Origin of the sequence: Bacteroides sp. (assembly GCF_029057325.1) — a bacterium.
In the GTDB taxonomy this organism is placed as follows: domain Bacteria; phylum Bacteroidota; class Bacteroidia; order Bacteroidales; family Bacteroidaceae; genus Bacteroides.
On the sequence record NZ_JAICZW010000174.1, the window covers coordinates 1 to 24,477 of the forward strand.

24 protein-coding genes are annotated in these 24,477 nt (G+C 51.1%); 11 read left to right on the forward strand and 13 right to left on the reverse strand.

Annotated elements, in window-relative coordinates:
- Positions 1 to 4: 4 nt before the first annotated feature.
- The 3 genes from K2G43_RS11685 to K2G43_RS11695 all read right to left on the reverse strand — a co-directional run bounded on the left by K2G43_RS11685 (position 5) and on the right by K2G43_RS11695 (position 1,882).
- Positions 5 to 379, reverse strand: coding sequence for a biopolymer transporter ExbD (locus tag K2G43_RS11685; protein ID WP_300155461.1), 375 nt, complete (start codon positions 377 to 379; stop codon positions 5 to 7).
- Between the two features lie 70 nt (positions 380 to 449).
- Positions 450 to 1,169, reverse strand: coding sequence for a MotA/TolQ/ExbB proton channel family protein (locus tag K2G43_RS11690; protein WP_297643070.1), 720 nt, complete (start codon positions 1,167 to 1,169; stop codon positions 450 to 452).
- Positions 1,166 to 1,882, reverse strand: a complete 717-nt coding sequence (locus tag K2G43_RS11695; protein ID WP_297643069.1) for a pyridoxine 5'-phosphate synthase — start codon at positions 1,880 to 1,882, stop codon at positions 1,166 to 1,168. Before K2G43_RS11695 ends, K2G43_RS11690 begins: the two co-directional genes overlap by 4 nt.
- Positions 1,883 to 2,129: 247 nt before the next feature.
- Between K2G43_RS11695 and K2G43_RS11700 the strand changes: the two genes are divergently transcribed.
- A complete protein-coding gene (locus K2G43_RS11700) occupies positions 2,130 to 2,999 on the forward strand; it encodes an NAD kinase (RefSeq protein ID WP_300155401.1) in 870 nt (289 codons plus the stop codon).
- Positions 3,000 to 3,064: 65 nt separating this feature from the next.
- Here K2G43_RS11700 and K2G43_RS11705 read toward each other — a convergent pair whose 3' ends face one another.
- A complete protein-coding gene (locus tag K2G43_RS11705; protein ID WP_300155403.1) occupies positions 3,065 to 4,201 on the reverse strand; it encodes a Wzz/FepE/Etk N-terminal domain-containing protein in 1,137 nt (378 codons plus the stop codon).
- Between the two features lie 770 nt (positions 4,202 to 4,971).
- Here K2G43_RS11705 and K2G43_RS11710 point away from each other — a divergent pair.
- Together K2G43_RS11710 and K2G43_RS11715 are read left to right on the forward strand one after the other, a co-directional pair.
- Entirely contained in the window at positions 4,972 to 5,334 is a 363-nt protein-coding gene (locus tag K2G43_RS11710) for a BlaI/MecI/CopY family transcriptional regulator (protein ID WP_297643064.1), read from the forward strand.
- A 68-nt stretch (positions 5,335 to 5,402) separates the two neighbouring features.
- Entirely contained in the window at positions 5,403 to 7,175 is a 1,773-nt protein-coding gene (locus K2G43_RS11715; RefSeq protein WP_300155464.1) for a M56 family metallopeptidase, read from the forward strand.
- Between the two features lie 171 nt (positions 7,176 to 7,346).
- On the opposite strand, the gene K2G43_RS11720 is transcribed toward K2G43_RS11715, so the two are convergent.
- The 7 genes from K2G43_RS11720 to mnmA all read right to left on the reverse strand — a co-directional run bounded on the left by K2G43_RS11720 (position 7,347) and on the right by mnmA (position 14,869).
- On the reverse strand, positions 7,347 to 8,447 hold the full coding sequence (locus tag K2G43_RS11720) for an Mrp/NBP35 family ATP-binding protein (RefSeq protein ID WP_297643084.1): 1,101 nt from the start codon (positions 8,445 to 8,447) through the stop codon (positions 7,347 to 7,349).
- 67 nt (positions 8,448 to 8,514) lie between these two features.
- Positions 8,515 to 9,273, reverse strand: a complete 759-nt coding sequence (trmB, locus tag K2G43_RS11725) for a tRNA (guanosine(46)-N7)-methyltransferase TrmB (RefSeq protein WP_300155408.1) — start codon at positions 9,271 to 9,273, stop codon at positions 8,515 to 8,517.
- Positions 9,274 to 9,432: 159 nt separating this feature from the next.
- A complete protein-coding gene (locus tag K2G43_RS11730) occupies positions 9,433 to 10,452 on the reverse strand; it encodes a branched-chain amino acid aminotransferase (RefSeq protein WP_300155410.1) in 1,020 nt (339 codons plus the stop codon).
- Between the two features lie 51 nt (positions 10,453 to 10,503).
- Complete coding sequence (xseB, locus tag K2G43_RS11735; RefSeq protein WP_297645532.1) at positions 10,504 to 10,710, reverse strand: exodeoxyribonuclease VII small subunit; 207 nt, start codon at positions 10,708 to 10,710, stop codon at positions 10,504 to 10,506.
- Positions 10,711 to 10,842: 132 nt separating this feature from the next.
- Positions 10,843 to 12,084, reverse strand: coding sequence for an exodeoxyribonuclease VII large subunit (gene xseA, locus K2G43_RS11740; protein WP_300155413.1), 1,242 nt, complete (start codon positions 12,082 to 12,084; stop codon positions 10,843 to 10,845).
- 314 nt (positions 12,085 to 12,398) lie between these two features.
- Positions 12,399 to 13,775, reverse strand: coding sequence for a S8 family serine peptidase (locus tag K2G43_RS11745; protein WP_300155468.1), 1,377 nt, complete (start codon positions 13,773 to 13,775; stop codon positions 12,399 to 12,401).
- Positions 13,776 to 13,795: 20 nt separating this feature from the next.
- Positions 13,796 to 14,869, reverse strand: coding sequence for a tRNA 2-thiouridine(34) synthase MnmA (gene mnmA / locus K2G43_RS11750; protein WP_297643537.1), 1,074 nt, complete (start codon positions 14,867 to 14,869; stop codon positions 13,796 to 13,798).
- A gap of 150 nt (positions 14,870 to 15,019) precedes the next feature.
- On the opposite strand from mnmA, the gene K2G43_RS11755 reads away from it, so the two are divergent.
- The 8 genes from K2G43_RS11755 (at position 15,020) to K2G43_RS11790 (ending at position 23,557) form a co-directional block, all read left to right on the forward strand.
- Entirely contained in the window at positions 15,020 to 15,898 is an 879-nt protein-coding gene (locus tag K2G43_RS11755) for a hypothetical protein (RefSeq protein ID WP_300155415.1), read from the forward strand.
- 25 nt (positions 15,899 to 15,923) lie between these two features.
- Positions 15,924 to 16,703, forward strand: a complete 780-nt coding sequence (locus K2G43_RS11760; RefSeq protein ID WP_297643541.1) for a TerB family tellurite resistance protein — start codon at positions 15,924 to 15,926, stop codon at positions 16,701 to 16,703.
- A gap of 320 nt (positions 16,704 to 17,023) precedes the next feature.
- Positions 17,024 to 20,278, forward strand: coding sequence for a S41 family peptidase (locus K2G43_RS11765; protein ID WP_300155418.1), 3,255 nt, complete (start codon positions 17,024 to 17,026; stop codon positions 20,276 to 20,278).
- A 10-nt stretch (positions 20,279 to 20,288) separates the two neighbouring features.
- Entirely contained in the window at positions 20,289 to 21,539 is a 1,251-nt protein-coding gene (locus K2G43_RS11770; protein WP_300155471.1) for a 3-phosphoshikimate 1-carboxyvinyltransferase, read from the forward strand.
- 55 nt (positions 21,540 to 21,594) lie between these two features.
- Complete coding sequence (locus tag K2G43_RS11775; RefSeq protein ID WP_300155421.1) at positions 21,595 to 22,020, forward strand: phospholipase; 426 nt, start codon at positions 21,595 to 21,597, stop codon at positions 22,018 to 22,020.
- Between the two features lie 11 nt (positions 22,021 to 22,031).
- Positions 22,032 to 22,856 carry a metal ABC transporter permease gene (locus K2G43_RS11780; protein ID WP_297643549.1) on the forward strand — a complete coding sequence of 275 codons (825 nt, stop codon included), beginning with the start codon at positions 22,032 to 22,034 and terminating at the stop codon, positions 22,854 to 22,856.
- 35 nt (positions 22,857 to 22,891) lie between these two features.
- Positions 22,892 to 23,320, forward strand: a complete 429-nt coding sequence (gene tsaE / locus K2G43_RS11785; protein WP_297643560.1) for a tRNA (adenosine(37)-N6)-threonylcarbamoyltransferase complex ATPase subunit type 1 TsaE — start codon at positions 22,892 to 22,894, stop codon at positions 23,318 to 23,320.
- Between the two features lie 21 nt (positions 23,321 to 23,341).
- Entirely contained in the window at positions 23,342 to 23,557 is a 216-nt protein-coding gene (locus tag K2G43_RS11790) for an immunity 17 family protein (RefSeq protein ID WP_300155425.1), read from the forward strand.
- 148 nt (positions 23,558 to 23,705) lie between these two features.
- On the opposite strand, the gene K2G43_RS11795 is transcribed toward K2G43_RS11790, so the two are convergent.
- Both K2G43_RS11795 and trxA read right to left on the reverse strand, forming a co-directional pair.
- Positions 23,706 to 24,038 carry a hypothetical protein gene (locus tag K2G43_RS11795; protein WP_297643552.1) on the reverse strand — a complete coding sequence of 111 codons (333 nt, stop codon included), beginning with the start codon at positions 24,036 to 24,038 and terminating at the stop codon, positions 23,706 to 23,708.
- 100 nt (positions 24,039 to 24,138) lie between these two features.
- Positions 24,139 to 24,453, reverse strand: a complete 315-nt coding sequence (gene trxA, locus K2G43_RS11800; RefSeq protein ID WP_300155429.1) for a thioredoxin — start codon at positions 24,451 to 24,453, stop codon at positions 24,139 to 24,141.
- Between the last annotated feature and the right edge of the window lie 24 nt (positions 24,454 to 24,477).

Consider the following 24,477-nt stretch of genomic DNA (forward strand, 5'->3'; position numbering starts at 1 on the left):
CCATTTATCTGTTTTCGGGTGGGCGTGTCGCCAACACCATCTTAAACTTATTCTCGTTGGCAATGTTCAGTACCTTCACGATTTCTCGATAAGGCACAGTCTCGTCGGCATACAAGGCTATGTACATCTCCGGCTCCTTGTCTGCACACGATTGCAGGAAAGGAGTCAACTCCTCCAGCGCCAACGGCCGTTCCTTGTCATTGCCGAAAGCGGCATAATAGTTCAGGTTCTTGTCGATAATAACCCTGGTCAGAGGCCTCGCCGAAGTTTGTTGCTTTCCTTGTGGCAACAACACCTTGATAGCATTGGGCGACACCATCGTAGAGGTTATCATAAAGAAAATCAGCAGCAGGAAAATCAAGTCCGTCATGGATGCCATGCTGAATGCGGGCGATATTTTGATTCTACGTTTTAGCACTTTTAAATGAAGAATTGAGATTGAAGAATTGTCAGATATTGGCAGGTTGATTCAGCAAATCCATGAAAGCCATGGTTTTTGCTTCCATCTTGTTGACCACGCCATCTATCAGTGTCACTAAGTAGTTATAGGCAAACATGGCTATGATACCCACAATCAGACCACCAACCGTAGTAATCATCGCCTCATAGATACCACCGGAAAGCAGTGTGATGTCAATATTGTTACCGGCATTCGCCATCTGCCAGAAGGCACGCACCATACCGGTCACCGTACCGAGGAAACCAATCATGGGCGCACCGCCGGATATGGTGGCCATAATGGTCATTCCCTTTTCCAATTTGGCGACTTCGATGTTACCCACATTCTCGATGGCAGCCTGCACATCGTTCACCGGACGTCCCAGGCGGCTGATGCCCTTTTCAATCATACGCGCCGACGGCGTATCCACGCTGCGGCAATAGGCAATAGCGGCTTTCAGTTCTCCTCCCAAGATATAATCCTTTATCTTGTCCATGAACTGAGGGTCTTCTTTCCCTGCCTTCCGGATAACATAGTTGCGCTCAAATAAAATATAGAAACAAACCACCGACAGCAGTCCCAGAACCACCATAATCCAACCACCCTTGACAGCGAGGCTCCACAGGTTCATTTCATCGGATGCGTTTACTTGCGTCAATACCGGATTGGCACCTGCCAAAGAATCGGCAAGTGCCGGAGCCACTTGGGCCAACAACAACATTACATTCATGAGCAAAGACAGTTTTTATATTCCCGGATGGTACGTTCCAACCCCATATAGAGTGCATCGCTAATCAGCGCATGACCGATGGAGACCTCGTCCAACCACGGGATGTTTTGATAAAAATAATTCAGGTTCACCAAGCTCAAATCGTGTCCGGCATTCAGCCCCAATCCCAGGCTACGGGCTGCCTTAGCGGCCTTGACAAAAGGCACCACTGCTGCTTCCCGCCCTTGCGGATAGGCTGTGGCGTATGGCTCTGTGTAGAGTTCCACCCGGTCTGCCCCTGCTTTAGCGGCATATTCTATCATCTCCACATCCGTAGAGACGAACACGGAAGTGCGGATGCCCACATTGTTGAATTCCTCCAGCACCTCACTCAAAAAGCCAAGATTGGCTTTGGTGTCCCATCCTGCATTCGAGGTCAGCTGTGTAGGGCTGTCGGGAACCAATGTCACTTGATGAGGCTTCACCTTCAAGACCAAATCTATAAATTCGGAAGAGGGGTAGCCTTCGATATTAAACTCCGTCCGCAGCAATGGACGCAAATCATACACATCCTTGCGACGAATATGCCGTTCGTCGGGACGGGGATGCACCGTAATGCCATCGGCGCCAAAACGCTCACAATCCAACGCCACCTGTACCACATTCGGGACATTCCCTCCCCGGGCATTTCGCAGCGTTGCCACTTTGTTTATGTTCACACTTAATTTAGTCATAATTCCAGTTTTATTTCTTTAAGAATTGCCAGGAACAGCCAAGAATACCCTCCCTACAAAAAGGCTGTCTGCCTTCAACTTCCAGCCCGGTTTCGGAGGACAAGCTCCTTCTGACTCCTTTTTAGCTCCTGAATGAAAAACACAAGGTGCTTCATTCTTTCGGGCAAAAATACAAATAATAGTGATACCTTGACTGCAATCTGAGAAAAAAATAGCATCTTTGCATCCCTATCCAAGAAAATTGATTATGAAATTCGCGATATTCGGAAATACCTATCAGGCCAAGAAATCCTCACATGCGGCAACTCTTTTCCGGTTGCTCGCACAGCACCATGCACAACTCTGCATCTGCCGGGAATTCCACAAGTTCCTGACCGCCGGCCTACACCTCAGCATCCCTGCCGCCGAGCTGCTGGATGGCGAAGATTTTGATGCGGATATGGTCATCAGCATCGGTGGTGACGGCACTTTTCTTCAAGCGGCAAGCCGCGTAGGGAAGAAAGACATCCCTATCCTCGGCATCAATACCGGCAGACTTGGCTTTCTGGCGGACATCTCACCGGAAGAAATGGAACAGACATTCGATGAAATCCACAACAACCATTATAAGGTGGAAGAACGCAGCGTGCTGCAATTGAAATGCGACGACGAACGCCTGATGAAATCGCCATACGCCCTTAACGAAATAGCCGTACTGAAGCGCGACAGCTCGTCCATGATCAGCATCCACGCTGCCATCAACGGCGCTCCGCTCACCACCTACCAGGCAGACGGGCTGATTGTCGCCACGCCCACCGGCTCCACCGGCTACTCGCTCAGTGTAGGCGGTCCGGTCATCGTGCCCCACAGCAAGACCATCGCCATCACGCCCGTGGCCCCGCACAGCCTCAACGTGCGCCCCATCGTCATCTGCGACGACTGGGAAGTCACGCTCGACGTAGAGAGCCGCAGCCACAATTTTCTGGTGGCAATCGACGGCCGAAGCGAATCGTGCAAAGAGACCACCCGCCTGCACATCTCCCGGGCAGACTACAGCATCAAGGTGGTGAAACGCCACAATCACATCTTCTTCGACACACTCCGTAATAAATTGATGTGGGGGGCAGACATCCGATAATTTGCTTTCCGCAAATTTCAGAACGCCTGCCCCCCAATTCAGTATTCAAAAGAAGCGCCGCAACCTTAGGCTTCCGCCTTCTGCTTGTTGCCTGCCAGCTGCTCCTTCATATTTTTCAGAAGATCGTCCACAAACAGAATCCAACCTACGCTTCCCACAGCGGCAAGGAATATAAAGCCCACAAGAACCATCATCTTATTCGGCTTCGAAGGGCGCAAGGGCACCGATGCCGGTTGAATGATGGTATATACAGGAGTAACCTCCTCCACATCCGCCTTGGCCGCTCTCAATTGCTGGCTCATCTGATTGTAAGCATTGTAAGCCAGGTTCATTTCATTCTGCAATTTTTCCAGTTCCGCACGCGAGCTTTGCATCGCCAGCCCCTGGTTGGTATCAGCAAAACGGGTATATTTCGCTTGCGCTTCATAGTATTCTTCCCGAGCCTCACGGGTCAGTTTTTCGGTAAATTCCAAAGTCGTGCGTGCCTTACTGGTCCGATAGTCCGTCACATATTCCTGCAACTTTGCGCGCACTGAATCAGCGACAACCGCCGCAATCAGCGGGTCTTGCATCGTGACGGCAAGTGTTATCACCATTGTTTTCTTATCTACCGTAATCATTATATTCGAACCGATGCCATCAACAATTTGTTTCTGTTCAGGTGTCAGACAGAACGGGTCTATTTTGTCCCCTTTCTCCTCTTCTTCATCCTTGAACAACGACATCGTCCAGCCTACCAGCTTAAAAGGCGCACCGATAACCGAACTCCACCACGGAGCTTTTTGATGATCCTTCATATAAGTGGCAAGAGTCATCGCAGTGCTATCCTTCTGCTCATGCACTTCCATATCAAAAAGGTCGATAAGAAAAGGCATAGAGCTCACAATATCAGGATACAAATCAGGATAGATGGCATCACTACCCGATGAGCTTCCGATATTCACGCCCGCCATCGCCGCCAATGCTCCCATACCGGATGACACGCTTTTCTTTCCGGAAGATTCCGGTGCAATCAAAATTTCCGCCGTATATTCCTTGGGAATGCTAAAAGCAACCACCAGGCCTATCACAGCTCCAATACCGCACACCTTTAAGACGAGCATCCGCGAATCCCACACTTTCTTTGCCAACTCCAGCAAATCAATCTCTTGTTCTTCAACAGATTGTTGTACATTTCCTCCGTTTACGACAGTATCATTCATCTTTCAAAAAAAAATTATCCATTAATAAGTCGCAAAGATAGACAATTTCTGCCGTACTTCACACAGACTGAAGGAAAAAACAGAAATAGTCCCCCTATTTATCAATTGTCTTTCATCTTTCAACCGCTTACGATATCCATCCTTATCCGAATCACAAGCAATAAAGGGAGTAATCCGCCGATAGAATCATTTATGTCTAATCGCCTACTAAAATGTAAAGTATTTTCCTGCACATATTTCGATGCAGACACATTCCGGCAAAAAAAACGCTTTTTCCCGTTTCTCCCCCGTTCTCCCTGCCTGCTCCCTGACCGACCCCTACCAGAACCTATTCGGCTTCGGACGTTCTTCGGACAAACTCCACTCCCTAGGACCGAAGAATGTCCGAAGAACGTCCGAAGAACGTCCGAAGAAACTATGGAGCAGAAAAGAGCCGGATAAGACGCGGAAAGAAAAAATTGGGAGAAAGATATTTTGGAGGAGTTAGATATACCGTGTAAACAATTCTGATTTTCAAACCACATAATCTGTCTGCCAAATGGAATGTCAGCAGCAATCCGAACAGCTTTCCTTGCGGCCTTGTAAACCTGTTTATTGAAAACATATCAAAGATATGCAAAACCGAAATCATAGTTGAGTATAACTTTTAGCTTGAAGCTATATAGACTTCCAAATAAAATCGTCCCATTTAGATTATTTAACCCGCAAGCGACCGATAAGTTACGAGAAAGACGTAGCTTTGTACTAAATTTATTTAAACATTTATACGCATGGAAAAGTTGACGAGACAAGAAGAAGAAGCAATGTTGTATATTTGGGAACTGGGCAGTTGTTTTGTGAAAGAGATTGTAGCCAAATATCCCAAACCGGCGCCACCTTATACTACCGTGGCCTCCATCGTGAAGAACTTGGAACGTAAACAATACGTCCGCCCCAAACGAATGGGAAACACCTACCAATACACCCCGCTTATCAGCGAAAGCGAATACAAGCGTACCTTCATGAGCGGATTTGTGCGCAACTACTTTGAAAACTCTTACAAAGAAATGGTCTCTTTCTTCGCCAAAGAGCAGAAAATTTCAGCCAACGAACTGAAAGACATCATAGATATGATAGAGAAAGGAAGTGAATAATTTCAGATTTATGATGGATGCCGTGTGGAATAAAACAATGGCATAGGTATCTAAATCTGAAATCTAAAATCAGAAAAATGTTAGCCTATTTTCTAAAAGCAAACGTCGCAATAGCGCTCTTCTATGCGTTCTATCGGCTCTTTTTCCACAAAGACACGTTCTTCAGTTGGCGCCGGACGGCACTGCTGTGCTTCTTTGCCATTTCTGCTGCCATCCCCTTGCTGAACATACAGACGTGGATAACGAAACAGGAACCGATGGTGGCAATGGCCGACCTCTATGCCACGGTCGTATTGCCGGAGTTTACGATGGAAATAGGAACAGGCTCCACCGGTTGGAAAAACCTCATCACGGAATATACAACCATCGCCTACTGGAGCGTGGTGTCACTCTTGCTCCTGCGCTTCGCCCTGCAACTGACAGGAATCATCCGGCTGGCCTGCCGATGCCGCCAAACACGGATAGCAGGCACCAACGTGCACCTGCTGCCACAGGCAGACGGGCCTTTCTCTTTCTTCCACTGGATTTTCATCCATCCCTCCTCGCACACCGAAGAGGAACTGAGCGAAATCATGACACATGAACTGACGCACGCCCGACAATGGCATTCTGTGGATGTCATCATCAGCGAACTGGGGTGCATCTTCTGCTGGTTCAACCCCTTTGCCTGGCTCACGAAACAGGAAATCCGCACCAACCTGGAATACATGGCCGATGCCCGCGTGCTGGAGCACGGCTATGACTCCAAAACCTACCAGTACCATCTGTTAGGATTGGCGCATCAAAAGGCTTCCGCAACCATCTATAACAGTTTCAATGTTTTACCTTTGAAAAAACGAATCAGGATGATGAACAAAAGGAGAACCAAAGAGATTGGAAGAACCAAGTATCTGATGTTCTTTCCGCTGGCAGCCTCGCTGATGATTGTCAGCAACATCGAAGCCGTGGCACGCACCACGAAGGAGATTGCTGCGGAAGTCATAGAGGCGGTGGATACCCGAATGGAACCAACGACGACAAAATCCTCTGCCCCTCAAGTCGCGCCTCAGCCGAAACCGGACATCCCATCAGTGACCTACAAAGGAAAAGCGGTGGGAAAAGACACTCTTGACACCCCAGCGTTTGAAGTCGTGGAAAACATGCCGGAGTTCCCCGATGGCGGCATGGCGGGACTGATGCAATATTTGACAGAAAACATCCGTTACCCGAAAAAGGCCCAACAAGAGGGTACGCAAGGACGGGTGACCGTACAGTTTATAGTAGAAAAGGACGGTAGCATCAGCCATACAAGCATCCTTCGCAGTGTACATCTGGAACTGGATGCGGAAGCCATGCGCGTCATCAACACCATGCCCAAATGGAAACCGGGCACACAAAGAGGAGAAGTGGTGAGGGTGAAATACACAATTCCCGTGATGTTCCGATTGCCAGAAGAAGACTCGACGGTTAATAAGCCTGTTGAAAAGATAGATGAAACGGCAGTAATAGGAAGGATCCCCGAAAAGGCCACCACTCCGAAAGCAAGAACCGTTTTTGAAGTTGTAGAGAAAATGCCGGAATATCCCGGCGGTATGTCTGCCATGATGGCATTTATCAACAAAAATATCAAATATCCGGCAGAGGCACAAAAGACCAAGGCTCAGGGAAGAGTTGTCATACAATTTATAGTGGATACGGAAGGGAACATCATCGAGCCAAAAGTAATCCAAAGCGTTGACCCGCTGCTGGATGCGGAAGCCATCCGTCTGACTGCCATTATGCCAAAATGGAAACCCGGCATGCAAAGAGGACAAGCTGTAAACGTAAAATACACGGTTCCCATCGTATTCCGCCTACAATAACAGGCGAAGCGTGCCGAGACTCCTGGCCTATATTGTTCAAGGAGTTATCGGGAGTTAGAAGGGAGTTATTCGGGAGTCAAAGGCCAATAGTTCAACCAACACAAAGCAATAGTATTGGCTTCTAACTCCCGAATAACTCCCTTTAACTCCCGATAACTCCCTAAATAAGCATTACTTATGCACCCCCACAATCTGTGTCGGCGCCATCTCCATGTTCCGGCGGTCCACCTGACGAACCACGGCAGCAGCCAGCTGCAGGAAGGCACGTCCGGTCACGGTGTTCTCGTCCAACGCTACCGGAGTACCATTGTCACCGCTCTCGCAGATGCTTTGCACGATGGGGATTTGTCCCAGCAAGGGTACATTCATCTCTTCCGCCAGCCGCTTGGCGCCCTCCTTGCCGAAGATGTAATATTTGTTCTCGGGCAGTTCGGCGGGCGTAAACCACGCCATGTTCTCCACCAAGCCGAGGATGGGCACGTTCACCTTGTCGTTGGTGAACATATTGATGCCTTTGCGTGCATCTGCCAAAGCCACCGCCTGCGGTGTGCTGACTACAACGGCCCCCGTCATGGCAAGCGTCTGCACCACCGTCAAGTGGATGTCGCTTGTGCCGGGAGGAAGGTCGATAAGGAAGTAGTCCAGTTCGCCCCAGTCTGCATCACCTATCAGTTGCTTCAAGGCGTTGCTCGCCATGCCGCCACGCCACAGGGTGGCCTGGTCGGGGTCCACAAAGAAACCGATGGAAAGCAACTTGATGCCATACTTCTCTATCGGGACAATCAGGTCGCGCCCTCCGATGTTCTCGGCATAAGGACGAGCATCTTCCACCTGAAACATCTTGGGCATGGAGGGACCGAAGATGTCGGCATCCAACAGCCCTACCTTGTGGCCCAGCTTTGCCAAAGAGACAGCAAGGTTTGCCGCCACGGTCGATTTGCCTACACCGCCCTTACCGGAAGACACACCGATGATGTTCTTCACCTGCGGCAACAGCTTACCCACTTCGGGACGTGCCGCCTGACGGCTTTCGGTAGCGATGCTTACTTCCACTTCGGGAGATACATACGTGTGTATCGCCGTTTCGGCCGCTTTCACCATCGACTTCATGAAGGGGTCTGTCGGCTTCTCGAAGGTCAGTGAGAAGCTGACCTTCATCCCGTCGATGCGCAAGTTGTCGGCCACCATCTCTGCCTCGACGAGGTTCTTCCCGTTGCCGGGATAACGCACGGTGGCCAGTGCGTCCAGAATCAATTTAGGATAAAGAGTCATATTTAGATTTATGATTTTATATTTATGATTTATATTTAGCAAATGATTGTCAATTGATAATTGTCAATCATTTGCTGGTCTGCAGACCGCTGCGCTTGCTGCGGTTGTAGCTGCGGTATTCGTCCAGTTCTATTTCCACTTCGGGTTCGTGCAGCTCGCCCGCTTGCGGCAGGTGGAACTTGACGTATTTGATATTCAGCCCCCGATCCAACCATTGCTGTTCGTAGTAGGTTTTGATGCTGAGTATGTCGTCCGCCATACCTGAGTGGTAAAGGTCTTCCGTCATCACCTCCACCGGCAGCGCGTTCTTCTCAATCATATAGCGGGTGTAAGTGAACATGAAGTTGCTGTCGGTCTTGAGGTGGACGATGCCGCCGTCCACCAGGAACTTGCGGTAACGCTCCATAAAGTAGGTGGACGTGAGCCGCTTGGTAGCTTTCTTCATCTGTGGGTCGGAGAAGGTGAGCCATATCTCGCTGACCTCGCCCGGCGCAAAGAAGCGGTCGATGATTTCGATGTTCGTACGCAGGAAGGCGACATTCGTCATGCCCGATTGCAACGACTCGGTGGCTCCCGACCACATACGGGCACCTTTGATATCCACCCCGATGAAATTCTTGTCGGGGAACATACGCCCCAGCCCCACCGTGTACTCTCCACGGCCGCAGCCCAGTTCCAGCACTATCGGATGGTCGTTCTTGAAAAAGCGTTCGTTCCACTCTCCTTTCATCTCGAACGGCACGTCGTCCACCACCGAATAGGGATATTCGAAAACGTGCGGATAACTCGCCATATCGGCAAATTTCTCTAATTTTCCTTTGCTCATGGTCTCTTTTCTTCTGTTTTGCGAAGGCAAAGGTACTGACTTTCGGTATTTAAGGCAAAGAAAAAGGTTAGTAATCTTCATTCCGCAAGATTACTAACCTTTCCACCGAATGATTATACACCTTCAGGCTTCATCATCCTTATCGTGCAAACGCACCCTTTACTCCACGATGGTCACCCAGCCGTGCGTATCGGGTTCGTCGCCATACTGGATGGCGCGCAGCTTGTTATACAGTTTCGTGCATACCGGTCCCGGCTTCCCGTCCTTGGAGATGACGTAGGATTTGCCGTTCTCCACATCATCGATGCGCTCGATGGGGCTGATGACGGCAGCCGTACCGCAGGCACCGGCCTCTTCGAAGGTCAGCAGCTCTTCTTCCGGTATCGGACGGCGTTCCACCTTCATGCCCAGGTCTTCGGCCAGCTGCATCAGGCTCTTGTTGGTGATAGAGGGCAGAATGGAAGTCGATTTCGGCGTAATGTAAGTGTTATCCTTGATGCCGAAGAAGTTGGCGGCACCACACTCGTCGATGTATTTCTTTTCCTTGGCATCCAGATAGAATTCGCAGGCATAGCCCAAGTCGTGCGCCTTCTTGTTGGCACGCAGGCTGGCCGCATAGTTACCGCCCACCTTGTAGATACCCGTTCCGAGCGGCGCGGCGCGGTCGAACTCGCGGATGATGACATACGGATTGGTAGAGAAACCGCCCTTGAAGTAAGGTCCTACCGGCGTAACAAACACCACAAACAGGTATTCATCGGCAGGATGTACGCCCACCTGTGCACCGGTACCCACCAGCAACGGACGGATGTAGAGCGAAGCGCCCGACTCGTAGGGCGGAATGAAACGCTCGTTCAGCTTCACCACCTTCAAGATGGCTTCCTTGAAACGCTCTGTCGGGAGTTCCGGCATCAGGATGCCGCGGCAGGTGGATTGCAGACGTGCCGCATTCTCTTCCAGGCGGAAGATGCGCACCTTGCCATCCTTGCCACGGAAAGCTTTCAGCCCTTCGAAGGCCTCCTGTCCGTAGTGCAGACAGGTGGCTGCTATATGCATCGGGATGGTTTCCTCGCTGCAAACCTCCAGTTCGCCCCACTGTTCGTTACGATAGTAAATTCTCACATTGTAATCTGTCTTCATATATCCGAACGGCAGATTAGCCCAATCCAGTTCTTTCATATTTCAACTATTTAGTTACTTCATTGCTACATTTTGCAACAAAAGTACGCTTTATTCCTCAGATTTCTGCTTCTCCGCCAGTAATTTTTCAATTTCCCGGTCGGCTTTGGTCAGTTTATCGCTGCAAAAGGCGATGATTTCGTTGGCTTCCTTTATCTTTTCGGCCAGCGCATCTATCTCCAGTTCGTTATTGTCTATTTGACGGACGATGCCCTCCAGACGCGCCATGGCTTCGGAGTAGGTCTGTTTTTTCTTCATAACACTTTACGATTTTCAGGCACGTATTACACGGATTTCACGGAAAGATTTTATGATTTCAGATGTATGGTTTATTACTGAACCTTGATGCCTACCGTGAAATCCGCGTAACCCGTGCCTATATAATTTAGCTTATTTGTTAACTATTGATTTTCGTTCTCCATTTATAAACCTCGTCGTTATCTCGTCTCCGGCATGCAACTCCTCCGCACGCTTCACCACCTTCCCCTCTTTCAGCGTGAGGCTGTAGCCGCGGGCAAGTTGTCTTTCCGGCGAGGCATCCGTGATGCGTTGCTGCAACAGCTCCAGACGGTGACGATGGTATGCCAAAGAGGAAGCGACAACTTGCGACAGATCTTTCCGAACGGTCAGCAGTGTCAGTTTGGCATCTGCCAGGCGGCGGTAGGCGGCAGCAGGAATCCGGTTCTTGCAGTCGGTCAGCCGGCGCTGTTCCTGTTGCAAGCGGTTCCGGACACCCTCTTGCAAACGGAAGAGCAGCGTCCGCAACTCATCTGCGGCCTCATCCATACAAGCTATCAGGAATTCGGCAGCGGCGGTAGGTGTTTTTACGCGGGTATGCGCCACGGAGTCCAGCACCGTATCGTCCCGTTCGTGGCCTATGCCCGTGATGATGGGCAGGGGAAACTGCGCACAGGCGGCAGCAAGCAGGTAGGTATCAAATCCGGACAGGTCGGACGTGGCACCCCCACCCCGGATAATGACCACGGCATCGAACTCCTCCAAACGGGCATTCACCCGGTCGAGCGCCGACAAGACAGACTCCTCCACCCGGTCGCCCTGCATCAAGGCGGGAAACAACTCCGTATAGAAAAAGAATCCCCCGGGATTGTTTTTCAGCTGATGACAAAAGTCGCCGTAGCCCGCTGCGGTGGACGAAGAGATGACAGCGATGCGCTGCGGCAGGCGAGGCATCTCCAGTTCCTTGTTTAAGGTCAGCACGCCTTCTTCTTCCAACTGGTTCAGGATTTCCCGGCGACGGCGTGCCAAATCGCCTAAGGTATAGGTGGGGTCGATATCCTGTATGATAAGACTATAGCCGTAGAGCTCGTGAAAACTGACCGTGACCTGCACCAGCACCTTAATGCCGGAGGTGAAAGCCTGTCCGGTGCTCTCTTCGAAATAGGGCTTCAGCAGGCGGAACACGTTTGCCCAGACGGTTCCCCGGGCTTTGGCTATCAGGTTGTTGCTGCGAGGGTCCTTCTGCACAAACTCCAGGTAACAATGTCCCGTGCTGTTGGTGCGCACATCGCTCAATTCCGCCTGTACCCAGAATTCTTCGGGCAGGCTTTGTTCGACGCTGCGGCGCACCAGCGCATTGAGTTCGTACAAGGAAAGAGAGGTCTTATATTCCATATCTGTTTTCTTACTATCGTTCCATTCAAAGACTTTATTCCCAATAAAATTTCACTTTAATGCCGATAAAGCGATACTTTAAAACGAGTAAAGGGAAAACAGCAAGGAAATACCTTCTGCAATTTCCCCTATATTCCCCGGTTTGACAGACACTTGCGTCTGTCGTCTCAAACACTTGTGTCTGTCGGCTTGAACACAAGTGTTTGTCACGTTGAACACAAGTGTCTGTCAGCCCAGTTTTCAATATCTGATAATCAGCGTATTAAGAAGTGCAAAGAAGCAGACCCGCGAATTAATTCCGCCAACGGGTTTACTTATTTCTTGTCGGAAGCCTGATATTCTTGATAAGCTTTCCAGATATCGGGCAGTCCATATCCGTAGATATTGTCCGGGAAAGCGGACCGGTCGGCAGAACGACGCACCAAATCCACCAACTCCTTTGCCGTCAGTTCCGGGCAAGCCTGCCACAGACACGTCACCATACCGCAGAGGATAGGAGTAGCGAAAGAGGTTCCGTTCGCTTGTCCCTGATTGCCGTCGGTCCCCATCACATCGGCGTTCAAGCCTACGGCTACCACATCGGGCTTTATCCGTCCGTCTGCCGTAGGACCGACGGAAGAGAAAGGCGCCAATTGTCCCTCTTTGTCCACGGCACCCACGGTGAGGATGTGTTCGGCATCCGCCGGCGGGGTAATCTTCTTCCAAGAGCCCGCACCCGAATTGCCGGCACTGCACACCAGCACCATCCCCTTGTCGGCAACGTGCGAGGCCTGCCGAGACATCAAGGCGGTGTGCCCGTCCAAATCACGGTAAGTATAGTTCTTCGACGGGTCGTCGAACGTATAGTAGCCCAAAGAGGTATTGATTACATCCACGCCCACGCTGTCGGCAAACTCCACGGCAGCCGCCCAGTAGTCCTGTTCCACCAAGTGTTCGGTGTATTCGTCTTCGCTGCGCAGCAACCAGAAGGAGGCTTCGGGAGCGGTACCGGTCATCACGTGGGAGCGGTTCATGCCGATGCAGGAAAGCACCATCATGCCATGGCTGTGCTCCGCAAAAAGGTCTGCTTGCGGGTTAACGAAATCCTTCGTTCCCAAGATACGGATGTTCTTCATCGCCTTTATCTTATCGACGTTGTGGAAGCCCGCATCAATCACCGCCACGGTCATGCCCTGCCCCCTGAACCCGGCTTCGTGCAGCTTGTCGCCATTGCAAAGCCGGATTTGGTCGAAGGCGGTTCCATATACATTACCCGGATATTTGGTTGGCTTATTTGCCAATTCGGCCCGCCAGGTGGAGATACTTGGCCGGTTCGCCCCGGGAGCGCTCCACACTTTCTCCGTGGCACGCACAAAAGGCAATGCCGCTATACGGTCTATCAGCGTGGAGTCGTTGCAGGATACGGTGACAAAGTTTTCCCACTTGCCGGTAACGACGATGCCTACCCCTTGCCGGCGAATCTCCTCCACATACCGGCTGCATACCGGCAAGTCCATGGAGTCTATCGGCAGCTGTTGTTTCATGCGGCGGGCAATCGCCTTTTCAGAAAGAAACGCCTCCGGCTGTTCCAGCGAATAGGTGGTGGCTGCCTTGTCCGTCAGGCTGATGCGATACTTCAAGGTGTCTTGTTGGGCCGATACTCCCGCCACAAGCAGGAGAAAGGCGGAAAGGAATGCAAATCTCTTCAACATCATAACTTATAAATCGTAAATCATAAATCCACAAACATCCCGATTCCTCTTTGCGAAGCGATGAACGAACCGCCCACCACCCGCCTGCCGATGTAGAACACGGCAGATTGTCCCGGAGCGATGGCAGAGGCCGGCGACCGGAAGTGCACCAACAGCCGTCCGTCCTCCAGACGCTTTGCGGTGCAAGGTATCGGTTTGCTGCGATAACGGATGCGGACGGTGAGTTCTTCACTGCCGAAAAACTCCTCTTCATCAATCAGGCACTCCTGTTCGGCAAGCATGTATTCCGTTTGCAGCTGTTCGGCATCGCCCAACATGACGGTATTCTTTTGCGGATTGATTTTCAGCACGTAGGCGGGCTTTCCCAACGCTATTTCCAGCCCTTTCCGCTGTCCGATGGTATAGTAAGGAAACCCTTTATGCTCGCCCAGCTTCACCCCTTCGGAGTTGACGAACCAACCCGGCCCTACTTCACGGTCTATCTCCGGAGAGTGTTCACGCAGAAAGTCGCGATAATCGCCCTTGATGAAACAGACTTCCATACTCTCGCCCTCTTCGGCCTTGAGTGTATATCCCTTATCGCGAAGATACGCGCGTACCTGCCCTTTGGTGAATGTGCCCAACGGGAAGATGCAACGTTTCAGAACCTCCTGCCCCAGTCGCCATAGGAAATAGGACTGGTCTTTCTTGTCATCCTCCCCGGCAACGATGTACCATTTTCCGGTTCGCTCTTCCAAACGGGTGTAGTGTCCGGTAGCGATATAGGCACACCCTAACCGGTCCGCCCATTCGCAGAGAATGCGGAACTTGAACAGCGGGTTGCACATCACACACGGATTGGGGGTACGCCCCTGACGGTATTCATCGATAAAGTTCTGTACAACGGTCTGTCGGAATGCCTCGCGTTCATCGGCAATGTAATGCTCTATACCCATGCTGTCAGCCAGTTGGCGTGCCTCCACCGGCTCATCGCCCCATACCCACATGGTAAGGCCGACTATCTCATAGCCCTGCTCTTTCAGCATCAGGCAAGTGGCGGTGCTGTCTATACCTCCGCTCATGCCCACCAATACTCGTTTTTCAGAATTGCTCATAGTTACTTTTCGTTATAACCGCAAAGTTACATGTTTCCGGACAGACAGCCCATTTTTTCGAGGGGCAGAAAGGTATTTTCAATCTTTTTATCGAAAATATCCGTATCTTTGTCCGGAAAATTGAGAAAAGGAACTCTAAAACATACCCTCATGGCAAATAAGAACAACAAACTTATCATTGTGGCAGGCAGCCTCCTTATACTATTATTAATAGGTGTCACCGTCCTGCTGATTTCCGAGAAAAGAACCAACTACGAATTGACACAAGAGTTTCAATTGGAGAAGGAAGACCTTGAAAACCAGTACACCGACTTTGCACAGCAGTATGACGAACTGAAACTGACGGTATCGAACGACTCACTCTCCGTGCTTCTGGAGCAAGAACAACTGAAAACACAACGCCTGCTGGAAGAGCTGCGTACCGTGAAAAGCAGCAACGCCACCGAAATACGCCGCCTGAAGAAAGAGCTGGCCTCCCTGCGCAAAGTAATGGTGGGCTACATCAACCAGATTGATTCGCTGAACCGCCTGACCGCCCACCAGAAAGAAGTGATAGAGGACGTCACCCGAAAATACAACGCCGCATCCCGACAAATCAGCAGCCTGGCGGAGGAAAAGAAGAACCTGACCAAAACAGTGACCCTCGCCGCACAACTGGATGCCACTAACATCTCCGTGCTGCCCACCAACAAACGCGGAAAGACCGCCAAGAAAGTGAAAGACATCGTGAAGTTCAAGATAAACTTCACCATCGTGAAGAACATCACCGCCGAAACCGGCGAACGCACCCTCTACGTCCGTATCACCAAGCCGGACAACGATGTGCTGACCAAGAACGCATCGGAAACATTCTCTTACGAAAACCGCAATCTGGCATACTCCATCAAGAAGTATATCGAATACACCGGAGAGGAGCAGACGGTCACCGTTTACTGGGATGTGGAAGAGTTTCTCTATGCCGGCGCCTACCGCGTGGACATCTTCTCCGGCGGCAGCCTTATCGGCTCACACTCATTCACATTAAACTGATTTATCATCCAAACCGAAGAGAGTTATGGGAGCAGCCAAATGGATAGGAGGCATCATCGGCTTCATGGCGGGAGGCCCGTTGGGAGCACTGGCAGGATTCGTGCTCGGTTCCTTGTTCGATACTGATTCCGCCCCTGCAGGCGGCTATTACGGCAACGAAGAGACAGACAACTCCGCGTACACGGGACAACGCAACAGCTTTCTGTTCTCCATGCTGGTAATGGCTTCCTACATCATCCGCGCGGACGGACGCATCATGCACAGCGAAATGGAGTTTGTACGCCGCTTCTTGCGGAGTACGTTCGGCGAATCCGCCATGAGAGAAGGAGAACAGATACTGCTCAGGCTCTTTGAGCAACAAAAGCAGATGGACAGACTGAACCCTTTCGCATTCAAAAATACCATCCGCGACTGCGGCAGGCAGATTGCCGCTAATCTGACTTACGAAGAGCGTCTGCAACTGCTTGACTTCCTGGTTGAGATAGCCAAAAGCGACGGACACGTCTGCAACCAAGAGATAGAAGCGCTGAAAGAGGTGGCCATCTACATGGGACTCTCCGCAAAAGAAGTGGAGTCCATGCTCAATCTGGGGGGCGACACCTTAGAGGAAGCCTATAAAGTGCTGGAAGTAGAGCCTACCGCCACCAACGACGAAGTGCGTGCCGCCTATCGCCGCCTCGCCCTGAAGCATCACCCCGACAAAGTGGCGACGCTTGGCGAAGACATCAGAAAGGCGGCGGAAGAGAAATTCCAACGCATCAATAGCGCCAAAGAACAAGTGTATAAAGCGAGAGGGATGAAATAGGAAGTCACAACAGCGCACCCAAAAGAGAAAGAGCGCTCAATTAAGATATCATGATTTTTCAAAACAAAGATATTCTTTTTCCTTAGCGAAAGAGGAAATCGCATACCCCCTCTACCCCCCTTCTGAGAGGGGGGATATTCAGTATGGTACCGAATGCCCTTCAGTACCGCACTGAAAAACAATGCCTCCAAAACCGTTCGGGACAAATGGTGCAGAGAGGTTCATTTCGTAACAACTTTTCTATCAGCACTTCCATATTTCACATTTTATTCCTATTTTTGTGAGGTAAAACAAAACCCTATAACATAACCGGTTTTATAATGAAAAAAATACTTGCAACCCTCACACTCGGCTTAACGGCCATTGCCGGATATGCCGACACTCCCCTTTGGATGCGCGACGTACGAATTTCACCCGATGGCACGGAAATCGTATTCTGCTATAAAGGAGACATCTATAAAGTAGCCGCCAAAGGCGGAACCGCCACGCAACTCACCACCCAAGAGACGTATGAATGTACCCCCGTATGGTCGCCCGACGGCAAGCAGATTGCCTTTGCCAGCGACCGTCACGGCAACTTCGACATTTTTGTGATGCCGGCAAACGGAGGAGCCGCCCGACGACTGACCACCCACTCTGCCGGTGAACTGCCCTCCGCCTTCACACCAGACGGCAAGTATATCCTGTTCTCCGCCGCCATCCAAGACCCGGCGAGCAGCGCCCTCTTCCCCACCTCTGCCATGACAGAGCTCTACCAGGTTCCGGCAACAGGCGGACGCACCGAACAAGTGTTGGGTACTCCGGCCGAAGCGGTCTGCTTCGACAAATCCGGAAAGCAGTTCCTCTATCAAGACCGGAAAGGATTTGAAGACGAATGGCGAAAACACCACACCTCCTCCATTACCCGTGACATCTGGATATACGATGCACAAACAAGAAAGCACACCAACCTGACCCAACACGCCGGCGAAGACCGCAACCCGGTACTGGCTCCCGACGGACAGACCGTTTACTTCCTGAGCGAACGCAACGGCGGCAGCTTCAACGTTTATTCGTTCCCGCTGTCCCAACCACAATCGGTGAAAGGAATCACGAACTTCCAGACACATCCCGTACGCTTCCTTTCCATGAGCGACAACGGTACGTTGTGCTATGGCTATGATGGCGAAATCTATACCCAATCAAACGGTGCCGCCCCCCAAAAAGTCAATATCAACATCATCCGCGATGACCAACCGCAACTCAGCAACTTGAGCTTTAGCAGTGGGGCCTCTTCCGCTACGGTCTCACCGGACGGAAAGCAAATCGCGTTTGCGGTACGCGGCGAGGTATTTGTAACCGCCACCGACTATGCCACCACCAAGCAAATCACGCATACCCCGGCACGTGAGACCGGACTCTCTTTTGCACCGGACAACCGCACGTTGGCCTACGCCAGCGAACGCGACGGCAACTGGCAACTCTATCTTGCCAAAATAGCCCGCAAGGAAGACCCCAACTTCCCGAATGCCACATTGGTGAAAGAAGAAGTGCTGCTGCCCTCATCTACCGTAGAACGCGCTTACCCACAATTCTCACCGGACGGCAAAGAACTTGCCTTCATCGAAGACCGCATCCGCCTGATGGTTGTCAATCTGGAGACCAAAGCCGTACGGCAAATCACAGACGGCTCTGCCTGGTATAGCACCGGAGGCGGTTTCGACTACGCATGGTCGCCGGACGGAAAATGGTTCACCCTGGAATTTATCGGCAACAGGCACGACCCGTATTCAGATATCGGCCTTGTCAGCGCACAAGGAGGCGGTGAAATCGTAAACCTGACTAACAGCGGCTATTCAAGTGGCTCTCCCCGCTTTGCGCTTGACGGAAATGCGATTCTCTTCACCACCGAACGCTACGGTATGCGCGCCCATGCTTCGTGGGGCTCGCAAAACGATGCCATGCTCGTATTCCTCAACCAGGACGCATACGACAAGTATTGCCTGAGCAAAGAGGACTACGAACTCCGCAAAGAACTGGAAAAAGAACAGAAAAAAGAAAAAGAGACCGACAAGGGAACAAACAAAGACAAAAAGAAAGAGACGAAAACAGACGATGATAAAGCGGGAAAGAAGAAAGACATCATCGTGGAACTGAAGGACATCGAAGACCGCATCGTACGCCTCACTCCCAACTCTTCGAACATGGGAGACGCCATCATCTCGCAAGACGGAGAAACGCTTTACTACTTAGCCGCTTTTGAAAAAGGATATGACCTTTGGAAGATGAACCTCCGCAAAAGGGAAACCAAGTTGCTTCACAAGATGGGTACCGGTTGGGCAAGCCTAGAAATGGACCGCGAAGGAAAGAGACTCTTCCTGCTGAGCGGCAGAAACATGCAGAAGATGGACCTCTCTTCGGATGCGCTGACATCCATCTCCTATCGTGCCAACGTGAAAATGGACCTAGCCGCCGAACGCGAATATATGTTCAACCATGTATATAAACAGCAGCAAAAGCGCTTCTACAACACCAACATGCACGGAGTAGATTGGGATGCCATGACCGCCGCTTACCGCAAGTTCCTGCCCCACATCAGCAACAACTACGACTTTGCCGAGCTGCTGAGTGAATGGCTGGGCGAACTGAATGTTTCGCATACCGGAGGACGATTCTCTCCGAACGGACAGAGCGAACCGACCGCCAGTTTAGGATTGCTCTTTGATTGGGAATATCAGGACAAAGGCATGCGCATTGCCGAAGTCATAGAGAAAGGACCGTTTGACAAAGCCCATACAAAAGTGAAGGCAGGTGTCGTCATCGAACAGATTGACGGCATGGAAATCGCTCCCGATGCCGATTACTATACACTGCTGAATGGCAAAGCCGGAAAGAAGACACTCGTTTCCCTGTACAACCCGCAAAACGGAGAACGATGGGAAGAAGTGGTGATTCCGGTCAGCAACGGCACTTTCAACAGCCTGCTCTACATGCGTTGGGTAAAACAACGTGCGGCAGATGTCAATAAGTGGTCCAACGGACGCTTGGGCTACGTACACATCCAATCGATGGGCGATGACAGCTTCCGTTCTGTCTATTCGGACATCTTGGGCAAATACAACAACCGCGAAGGCATCATCATTGACACCCGCTTCAACGGTGGCGGACGTCTGCACGAAGATGTGGAAGTGCTATTCAGCGGCAAGAAATACTTTACGCAAGTGGTGCGCGGCCGCGAAGCCTGCGACATGCCAAGCCGCCGTTGGAACAAGCCGTCCATCATGCTGACCTGTGAAGCCAACTACTCCAATGCACATGGAACACCCTGGGTTTACAGCCACCGGAAACTGGGCAAGTTGGTAGGTATGCCTGTTCCGGGAACCATGACCAGCGTCTCTTGGGAGACGTTGCAAGACCCGTCATTGGTCTTCGGCATCCCAGTCATCGGCTATCGTCTGCCGGACGGCAGCTATTTGGAGAACAGCCAGCTGGAACCGGACATCAAGGTCGCCAACTCCCCCGAGACCATAGTAAAAGGTGAAGATACTCAATTGAGAACAGCCGTAGAAGCGTTGCTGAAAGAACTTGGCAAATAAGAATACGACCATGCAATACAAAGTATCTGCCCCCGCCACACTGGATGCCGGCATACAACTGCCGGCATCCAAAAGCATCAGCAATCGGGCGCTTATCCTGCACTCGCTCGCCCATGGAAAGACGCTTCCTTGCAACCTGAGCGATTGTGACGACACCAAAGTCATGATACGTGCTCTGGACAGAAATCCCGAACACATCGATATCCTGGCTGCCGGAACAGCCATGCGCTTCCTCACCGCTTACCTCAGCGTGATACCGGGCTGCCGAATCATTACCGGTACACAGCGCATGCAGCAACGCCCCATCCGCATACTGGTGGATGCCCTGCGGGCACTGGGCGCACAAATCGAATATGCCGGCAATGAAGGCTTCCCGCCCCTACGCATCACAGGAACGGCATTGAAAGGCGAAGACATCTCCCTTGCCGGAAACGTCAGCTCCCAATACATATCCGCCCTGCTGATGATAGGTGCCGTCCTTCCCAACGGACTGCGCCTACACCTGACGGGTGACATCATCTCGCGCCCCTACATCAACCTTACACTGCAACTGATGCGCGACTTCGGCGCACAAGCCGACTGGAGTGCGACAGACAGCATCCTCGTCCGCCCCGGCGGCTATCGGGACACCGCTTTCACGGTGGAAAGCGACTGGAGCGCCGCCTCTTATTGGTATCAGATAATGGCACTGAAAGGAATGAAGAAGGGAAAGAGCGAGGACAATGTTGAACTATTGGGGCTTTTTCCGCACAGCTATCAGGGAGACAGCCGCGGAGCGGAGGTATTCGCACGTCTCGGGGTGCATACGGAATATACGAATCGGGGCGTCAGACTGACCCGGCACGGAACTCCAGTCACCCGACTGGATGAGGACATGGTGGACATCCCCGACTTGGCACAGACATTTGTTGTCACCTGCTGCCTGTTGGAAGTGCCTTTCCGCTTCACCGGCCTGCAAAGCCTAAAAATCAAGGAAACCGACCGCATCGCCGCACTTATCACAGAGCTACGCAAACTGGGATACGTGGTGCATTCGGAGCAGGACAGTATCTTGTGGTGGGACGGCGAACGCTGCCCGGCAGAAGAATCTCCCGTCATAGCCACCTATGAAGACCACCGCATGGCGATGGCATTTGCTCCTGCCTGCCTCGTTGTGCCGGAGATACGGATAAACGAACCGCAAGTGGTGTCGAAATCCTATCCAGGCTATTGGGAGGATTTGAAGAAAGCGGGGTTTAAAATCTGTCCGTTACAAAACTAATATGTATCTTTGTCCGTTCTATTAAAGAAACCCGCTTTTCAGAGAAAGGAAAACCATGTGGATATTGATTATTAGCCTGATTGCCCTCGCCTTTGTTGCCGCCATAGCCGGCATCCTGCGCAACAGAAAACTACAGAAACAGGTGGAACGTGGCGAATTGGATGCCCTACCCGAAGTGCAAGAAGTGGATGTGGAGTGCTGCGGACAACATGAAACCTGCGAGCGCGACAGCCTGCTGGCCGCCGTCAGCAAAGGAATAGAGTACTATGACGACGAAGACTTGGACAAATACATCGGCGTCAGCCCCGACTCATATCTTCCCGAAGAGGAGGACGAGTTCCGCGACGTATTCTACACCATGCAGGACACGGACGTAGCCGGATGGGTACGCAGCCTGCAACTGCGCGGCATCGCCCTGCCCGACAACATCAAGGATGAAGTGTTCCTCATCATCGGTGAACGACGCATCGCTACGCATTAAAGAAAGAAGTTATGGAACTGCTACAATACACCTTTTTCCAACACGCCATTGTCGGCAGCCTGCTGGCAAGTATTGTGTGCGGGCTGATAGGAACATACATCGTCACCCGAAGATTAGTGTTCATCAGCGGTGGGCTGACACACGCTTCTTTCGGCGGTATTGGCTTGGGGCTTTATACCGGCATCTCCCCTATTCTGTCGGCAGCCCTGTTTGCGGTAGTATCTGCTTTCGGAGTGGAGTGGCTCAGCAAGCGGAAGGATATGCGGGAAGATTCTGCCATTGCCATGTTCTGGACATTGGGAATGGCATTAGGCATCATATTCACCTTTCTGTCGCCGGGCTTTGCACCCGACTTGTCCGCCTACCTATTCGGCAACATCCTCACGATTACCTCCGGCGATATCGTCCTGTTGGGTGGACTTACCCTGCTGGTGACCTTGTTCTTCGCTCTGTTTCTGCACCCCATCATCTATGTGGCGTTCGACCGTGAGTTCGCCCGTTCGCAAGGCATCCCGGTGCAGCTGTTCGAATATACGCTGATGATGTTCATCGCCCTTACCATCGTAGCGTGCCTGCGCATGGTAGGCATCGTGCTGGTCATCTCCCTGCTCACCATTCCGCAAATGACAGCAAACCTGTTCACACACCGGTTTCACCGCATCATCTGGCTCTCCATCGGCATCGGTTACCTCAGTTGCTTGGGCGGACTGATGATTTCGTTCTATCTGAACGTCCCTTCCGGCGCTTCCATCATCTTCTTTTCCATTATTATCTATGTGGTTTGCAAAATAGGAAAGAGTTTTTGCCTATCTTTACAACGGAAATCATCACATTAAGAAAAACCATACAAATAAAAATCATAAAACGTATGCTGGAAATCAACATCCAATCATTAGAACAGATTCGCGAAGCTGCCCACCAATTCATCGAGGCCATGGGCGACAACACCGTCTTCGCTCTCTACGGAAAAATGGGAGCAGGTAAGACCACCTTTATCAAGGCCGTTTGCGAAGAGCTGGGCGTATCCGATGTCATCACCTCGCCCACGTTTGCCATTGTCAACGAATACCGCTCCGACACTGCCGGCGAACTGATTTATCACTTCGACTTCTACCGCATCAAAAAATTGGAAGAAGTGTACGACATGGGTTACGAAGATTACTTCTACAGCGGCGCCCTCTGCTTCATCGAGTGGCCGGAGCTGGTAGAAGAGCTGTTGCCGGGCAACACTGTGAAGGTGACTATCGAAGAGGTGGAGGATGGAGCGCGGAAAGTGACTTTAGAGGAGGACCAATTCTAATTCTTCCATCACCAACTCCTTATGAGCCACTATTTCATACAAGGCATTTTCGCCCTGACAGGCACCATGTCCCTGCTTGCCGCTCTGCTGGACTGGGAGTGGTTCTTCACTGCCCAGAACACCCAGTTTGTAGTTCGGAATGTCGGGCGGAAGCAGGCACGCTGGTTCTACGGCGTGCTGGGTGTCATACTTATCGCTACCGCCATTTTCTTTTTTGTCTCTACTTCACATTATTGAAGTGTTCCGCATGGCCAAATCGTTGCAAAGCAACTCCTAACCTCCTCCCGTTATTTATAACAGAAAACGCGAATGACGCGGATTCCTTATTAAAAAGCCATCCGCGCCATTCGCGTCTAAAAAATCAATAAAAGCCTCACGGAACGAATCAGTCCTCACCCAAGGACTCTGCGTAATCCATCTCAGCCTGCACGATGAAAAGGATTTCTTCCGGGGCGTAATCGCCCATCTCGTCCTTGTGAGCTTCCTTCATAATGTAGTCCACGATTTTTCCCAAATCAATGTCGATGTATCCTTCTGCATCGGGCTGCGCATCAAGGATGCCGCTCTCTGCGTAATACTCGTCAATCAAATCAAGGAAATAATAGAACTCATCGTCGGAGAATTTCTCCTTCAACTCTTGCGGCAAATAGTTCTTGATGTATTCGATGGTCTTTTCGTCATCAATATCATTCTGCAAAAAATCGTCTTCCATTCCCATATCTCTGTCATTTAAGTTCAGTAAACAAGGTTTCTGTTGACGAGTTGACGAGAAGATACTCGCATTCCTTGTAGCCTTGTCAACTCGTTCACTGAGCATCTTATAACAGTGCGTCAATCTTGGCTACGTAAGCCGGTTTCGGTGCAGAGCCTACCTGCTTGTCCACCAATTCCCCGTTCTTGAAGAAGAGAACCGTGGGAATGTTGCGTATGCCGTATTCGGCGGCTACATCGCCATTCTCGTCCACATCGCACTTACCGATGACTGCTTTGCCTTCATACTCAGTTGCCAATTCGTCGATGATGGGGCCCACCATTTTGCAAGGTCCGCACCACGGTGCCCAAAAGTCAATAACCGTCGGCTTTCCTTCTGCCACGATTTCCTTAAAATTGCTGTCTGTAATTTCTAAAGCCATTTCTTTTAATTTTAAATTTATATT

Bases quoted from the DNA above. Each gene is read 5' to 3' on its own strand.
- K2G43_RS11695 (WP_297643069.1), bottom strand. From the start codon at position 1,882: ATGACTAAATTAAGTGTGAACATAAACAAAGTGGCAACGCTGCGAAAT.
- K2G43_RS11730 (WP_300155410.1), bottom strand. From the start codon at position 10,452: ATGAAAGAACTGGATTGGGCTAATCTGCCGTTCGGATATATGAAGACA.
- trmB (WP_300155408.1), bottom strand. From the start codon at position 9,273: ATGAGCAAAGGAAAATTAGAGAAATTTGCCGATATGGCGAGTTATCCG.
- K2G43_RS11710 (WP_297643064.1), top strand. From the start codon at position 4,972: ATGGAAAAGTTGACGAGACAAGAAGAAGAAGCAATGTTGTATATTTGG.
- K2G43_RS11790 (WP_300155425.1), top strand. From the start codon at position 23,342: ATGAGCCACTATTTCATACAAGGCATTTTCGCCCTGACAGGCACCATG.
- K2G43_RS11775 (WP_300155421.1), top strand. From the start codon at position 21,595: ATGTGGATATTGATTATTAGCCTGATTGCCCTCGCCTTTGTTGCCGCC.
- K2G43_RS11755 (WP_300155415.1), top strand. From the start codon at position 15,020: ATGGCAAATAAGAACAACAAACTTATCATTGTGGCAGGCAGCCTCCTT.
- K2G43_RS11690 (WP_297643070.1), bottom strand. From the start codon at position 1,169: ATGAATGTAATGTTGTTGTTGGCCCAAGTGGCTCCGGCACTTGCCGAT.
- xseB (WP_297645532.1), bottom strand. From the start codon at position 10,710: ATGAAGAAAAAACAGACCTACTCCGAAGCCATGGCGCGTCTGGAGGGC.
- K2G43_RS11780 (WP_297643549.1), top strand. From the start codon at position 22,032: ATGGAACTGCTACAATACACCTTTTTCCAACACGCCATTGTCGGCAGC.
- K2G43_RS11795 (WP_297643552.1), bottom strand. From the start codon at position 24,038: ATGGGAATGGAAGACGATTTTTTGCAGAATGATATTGATGACGAAAAG.
- K2G43_RS11770 (WP_300155471.1), top strand. From the start codon at position 20,289: ATGCAATACAAAGTATCTGCCCCCGCCACACTGGATGCCGGCATACAA.
- K2G43_RS11700 (WP_300155401.1), top strand. From the start codon at position 2,130: ATGAAATTCGCGATATTCGGAAATACCTATCAGGCCAAGAAATCCTCA.
- K2G43_RS11765 (WP_300155418.1), top strand. From the start codon at position 17,024: ATGAAAAAAATACTTGCAACCCTCACACTCGGCTTAACGGCCATTGCC.
- K2G43_RS11705 (WP_300155403.1), bottom strand. From the start codon at position 4,201: ATGAATGATACTGTCGTAAACGGAGGAAATGTACAACAATCTGTTGAA.
- K2G43_RS11720 (WP_297643084.1), bottom strand. From the start codon at position 8,447: ATGACTCTTTATCCTAAATTGATTCTGGACGCACTGGCCACCGTGCGT.
- mnmA (WP_297643537.1), bottom strand. From the start codon at position 14,869: ATGAGCAATTCTGAAAAACGAGTATTGGTGGGCATGAGCGGAGGTATA.
- K2G43_RS11760 (WP_297643541.1), top strand. From the start codon at position 15,924: ATGGGAGCAGCCAAATGGATAGGAGGCATCATCGGCTTCATGGCGGGA.
- xseA (WP_300155413.1), bottom strand. From the start codon at position 12,084: ATGGAATATAAGACCTCTCTTTCCTTGTACGAACTCAATGCGCTGGTG.
- trxA (WP_300155429.1), bottom strand. From the start codon at position 24,453: ATGGCTTTAGAAATTACAGACAGCAATTTTAAGGAAATCGTGGCAGAA.
- K2G43_RS11745 (WP_300155468.1), bottom strand. From the start codon at position 13,775: ATGTTGAAGAGATTTGCATTCCTTTCCGCCTTTCTCCTGCTTGTGGCG.
- K2G43_RS11685 (WP_300155461.1), bottom strand. From the start codon at position 379: ATGGCATCCATGACGGACTTGATTTTCCTGCTGCTGATTTTCTTTATG.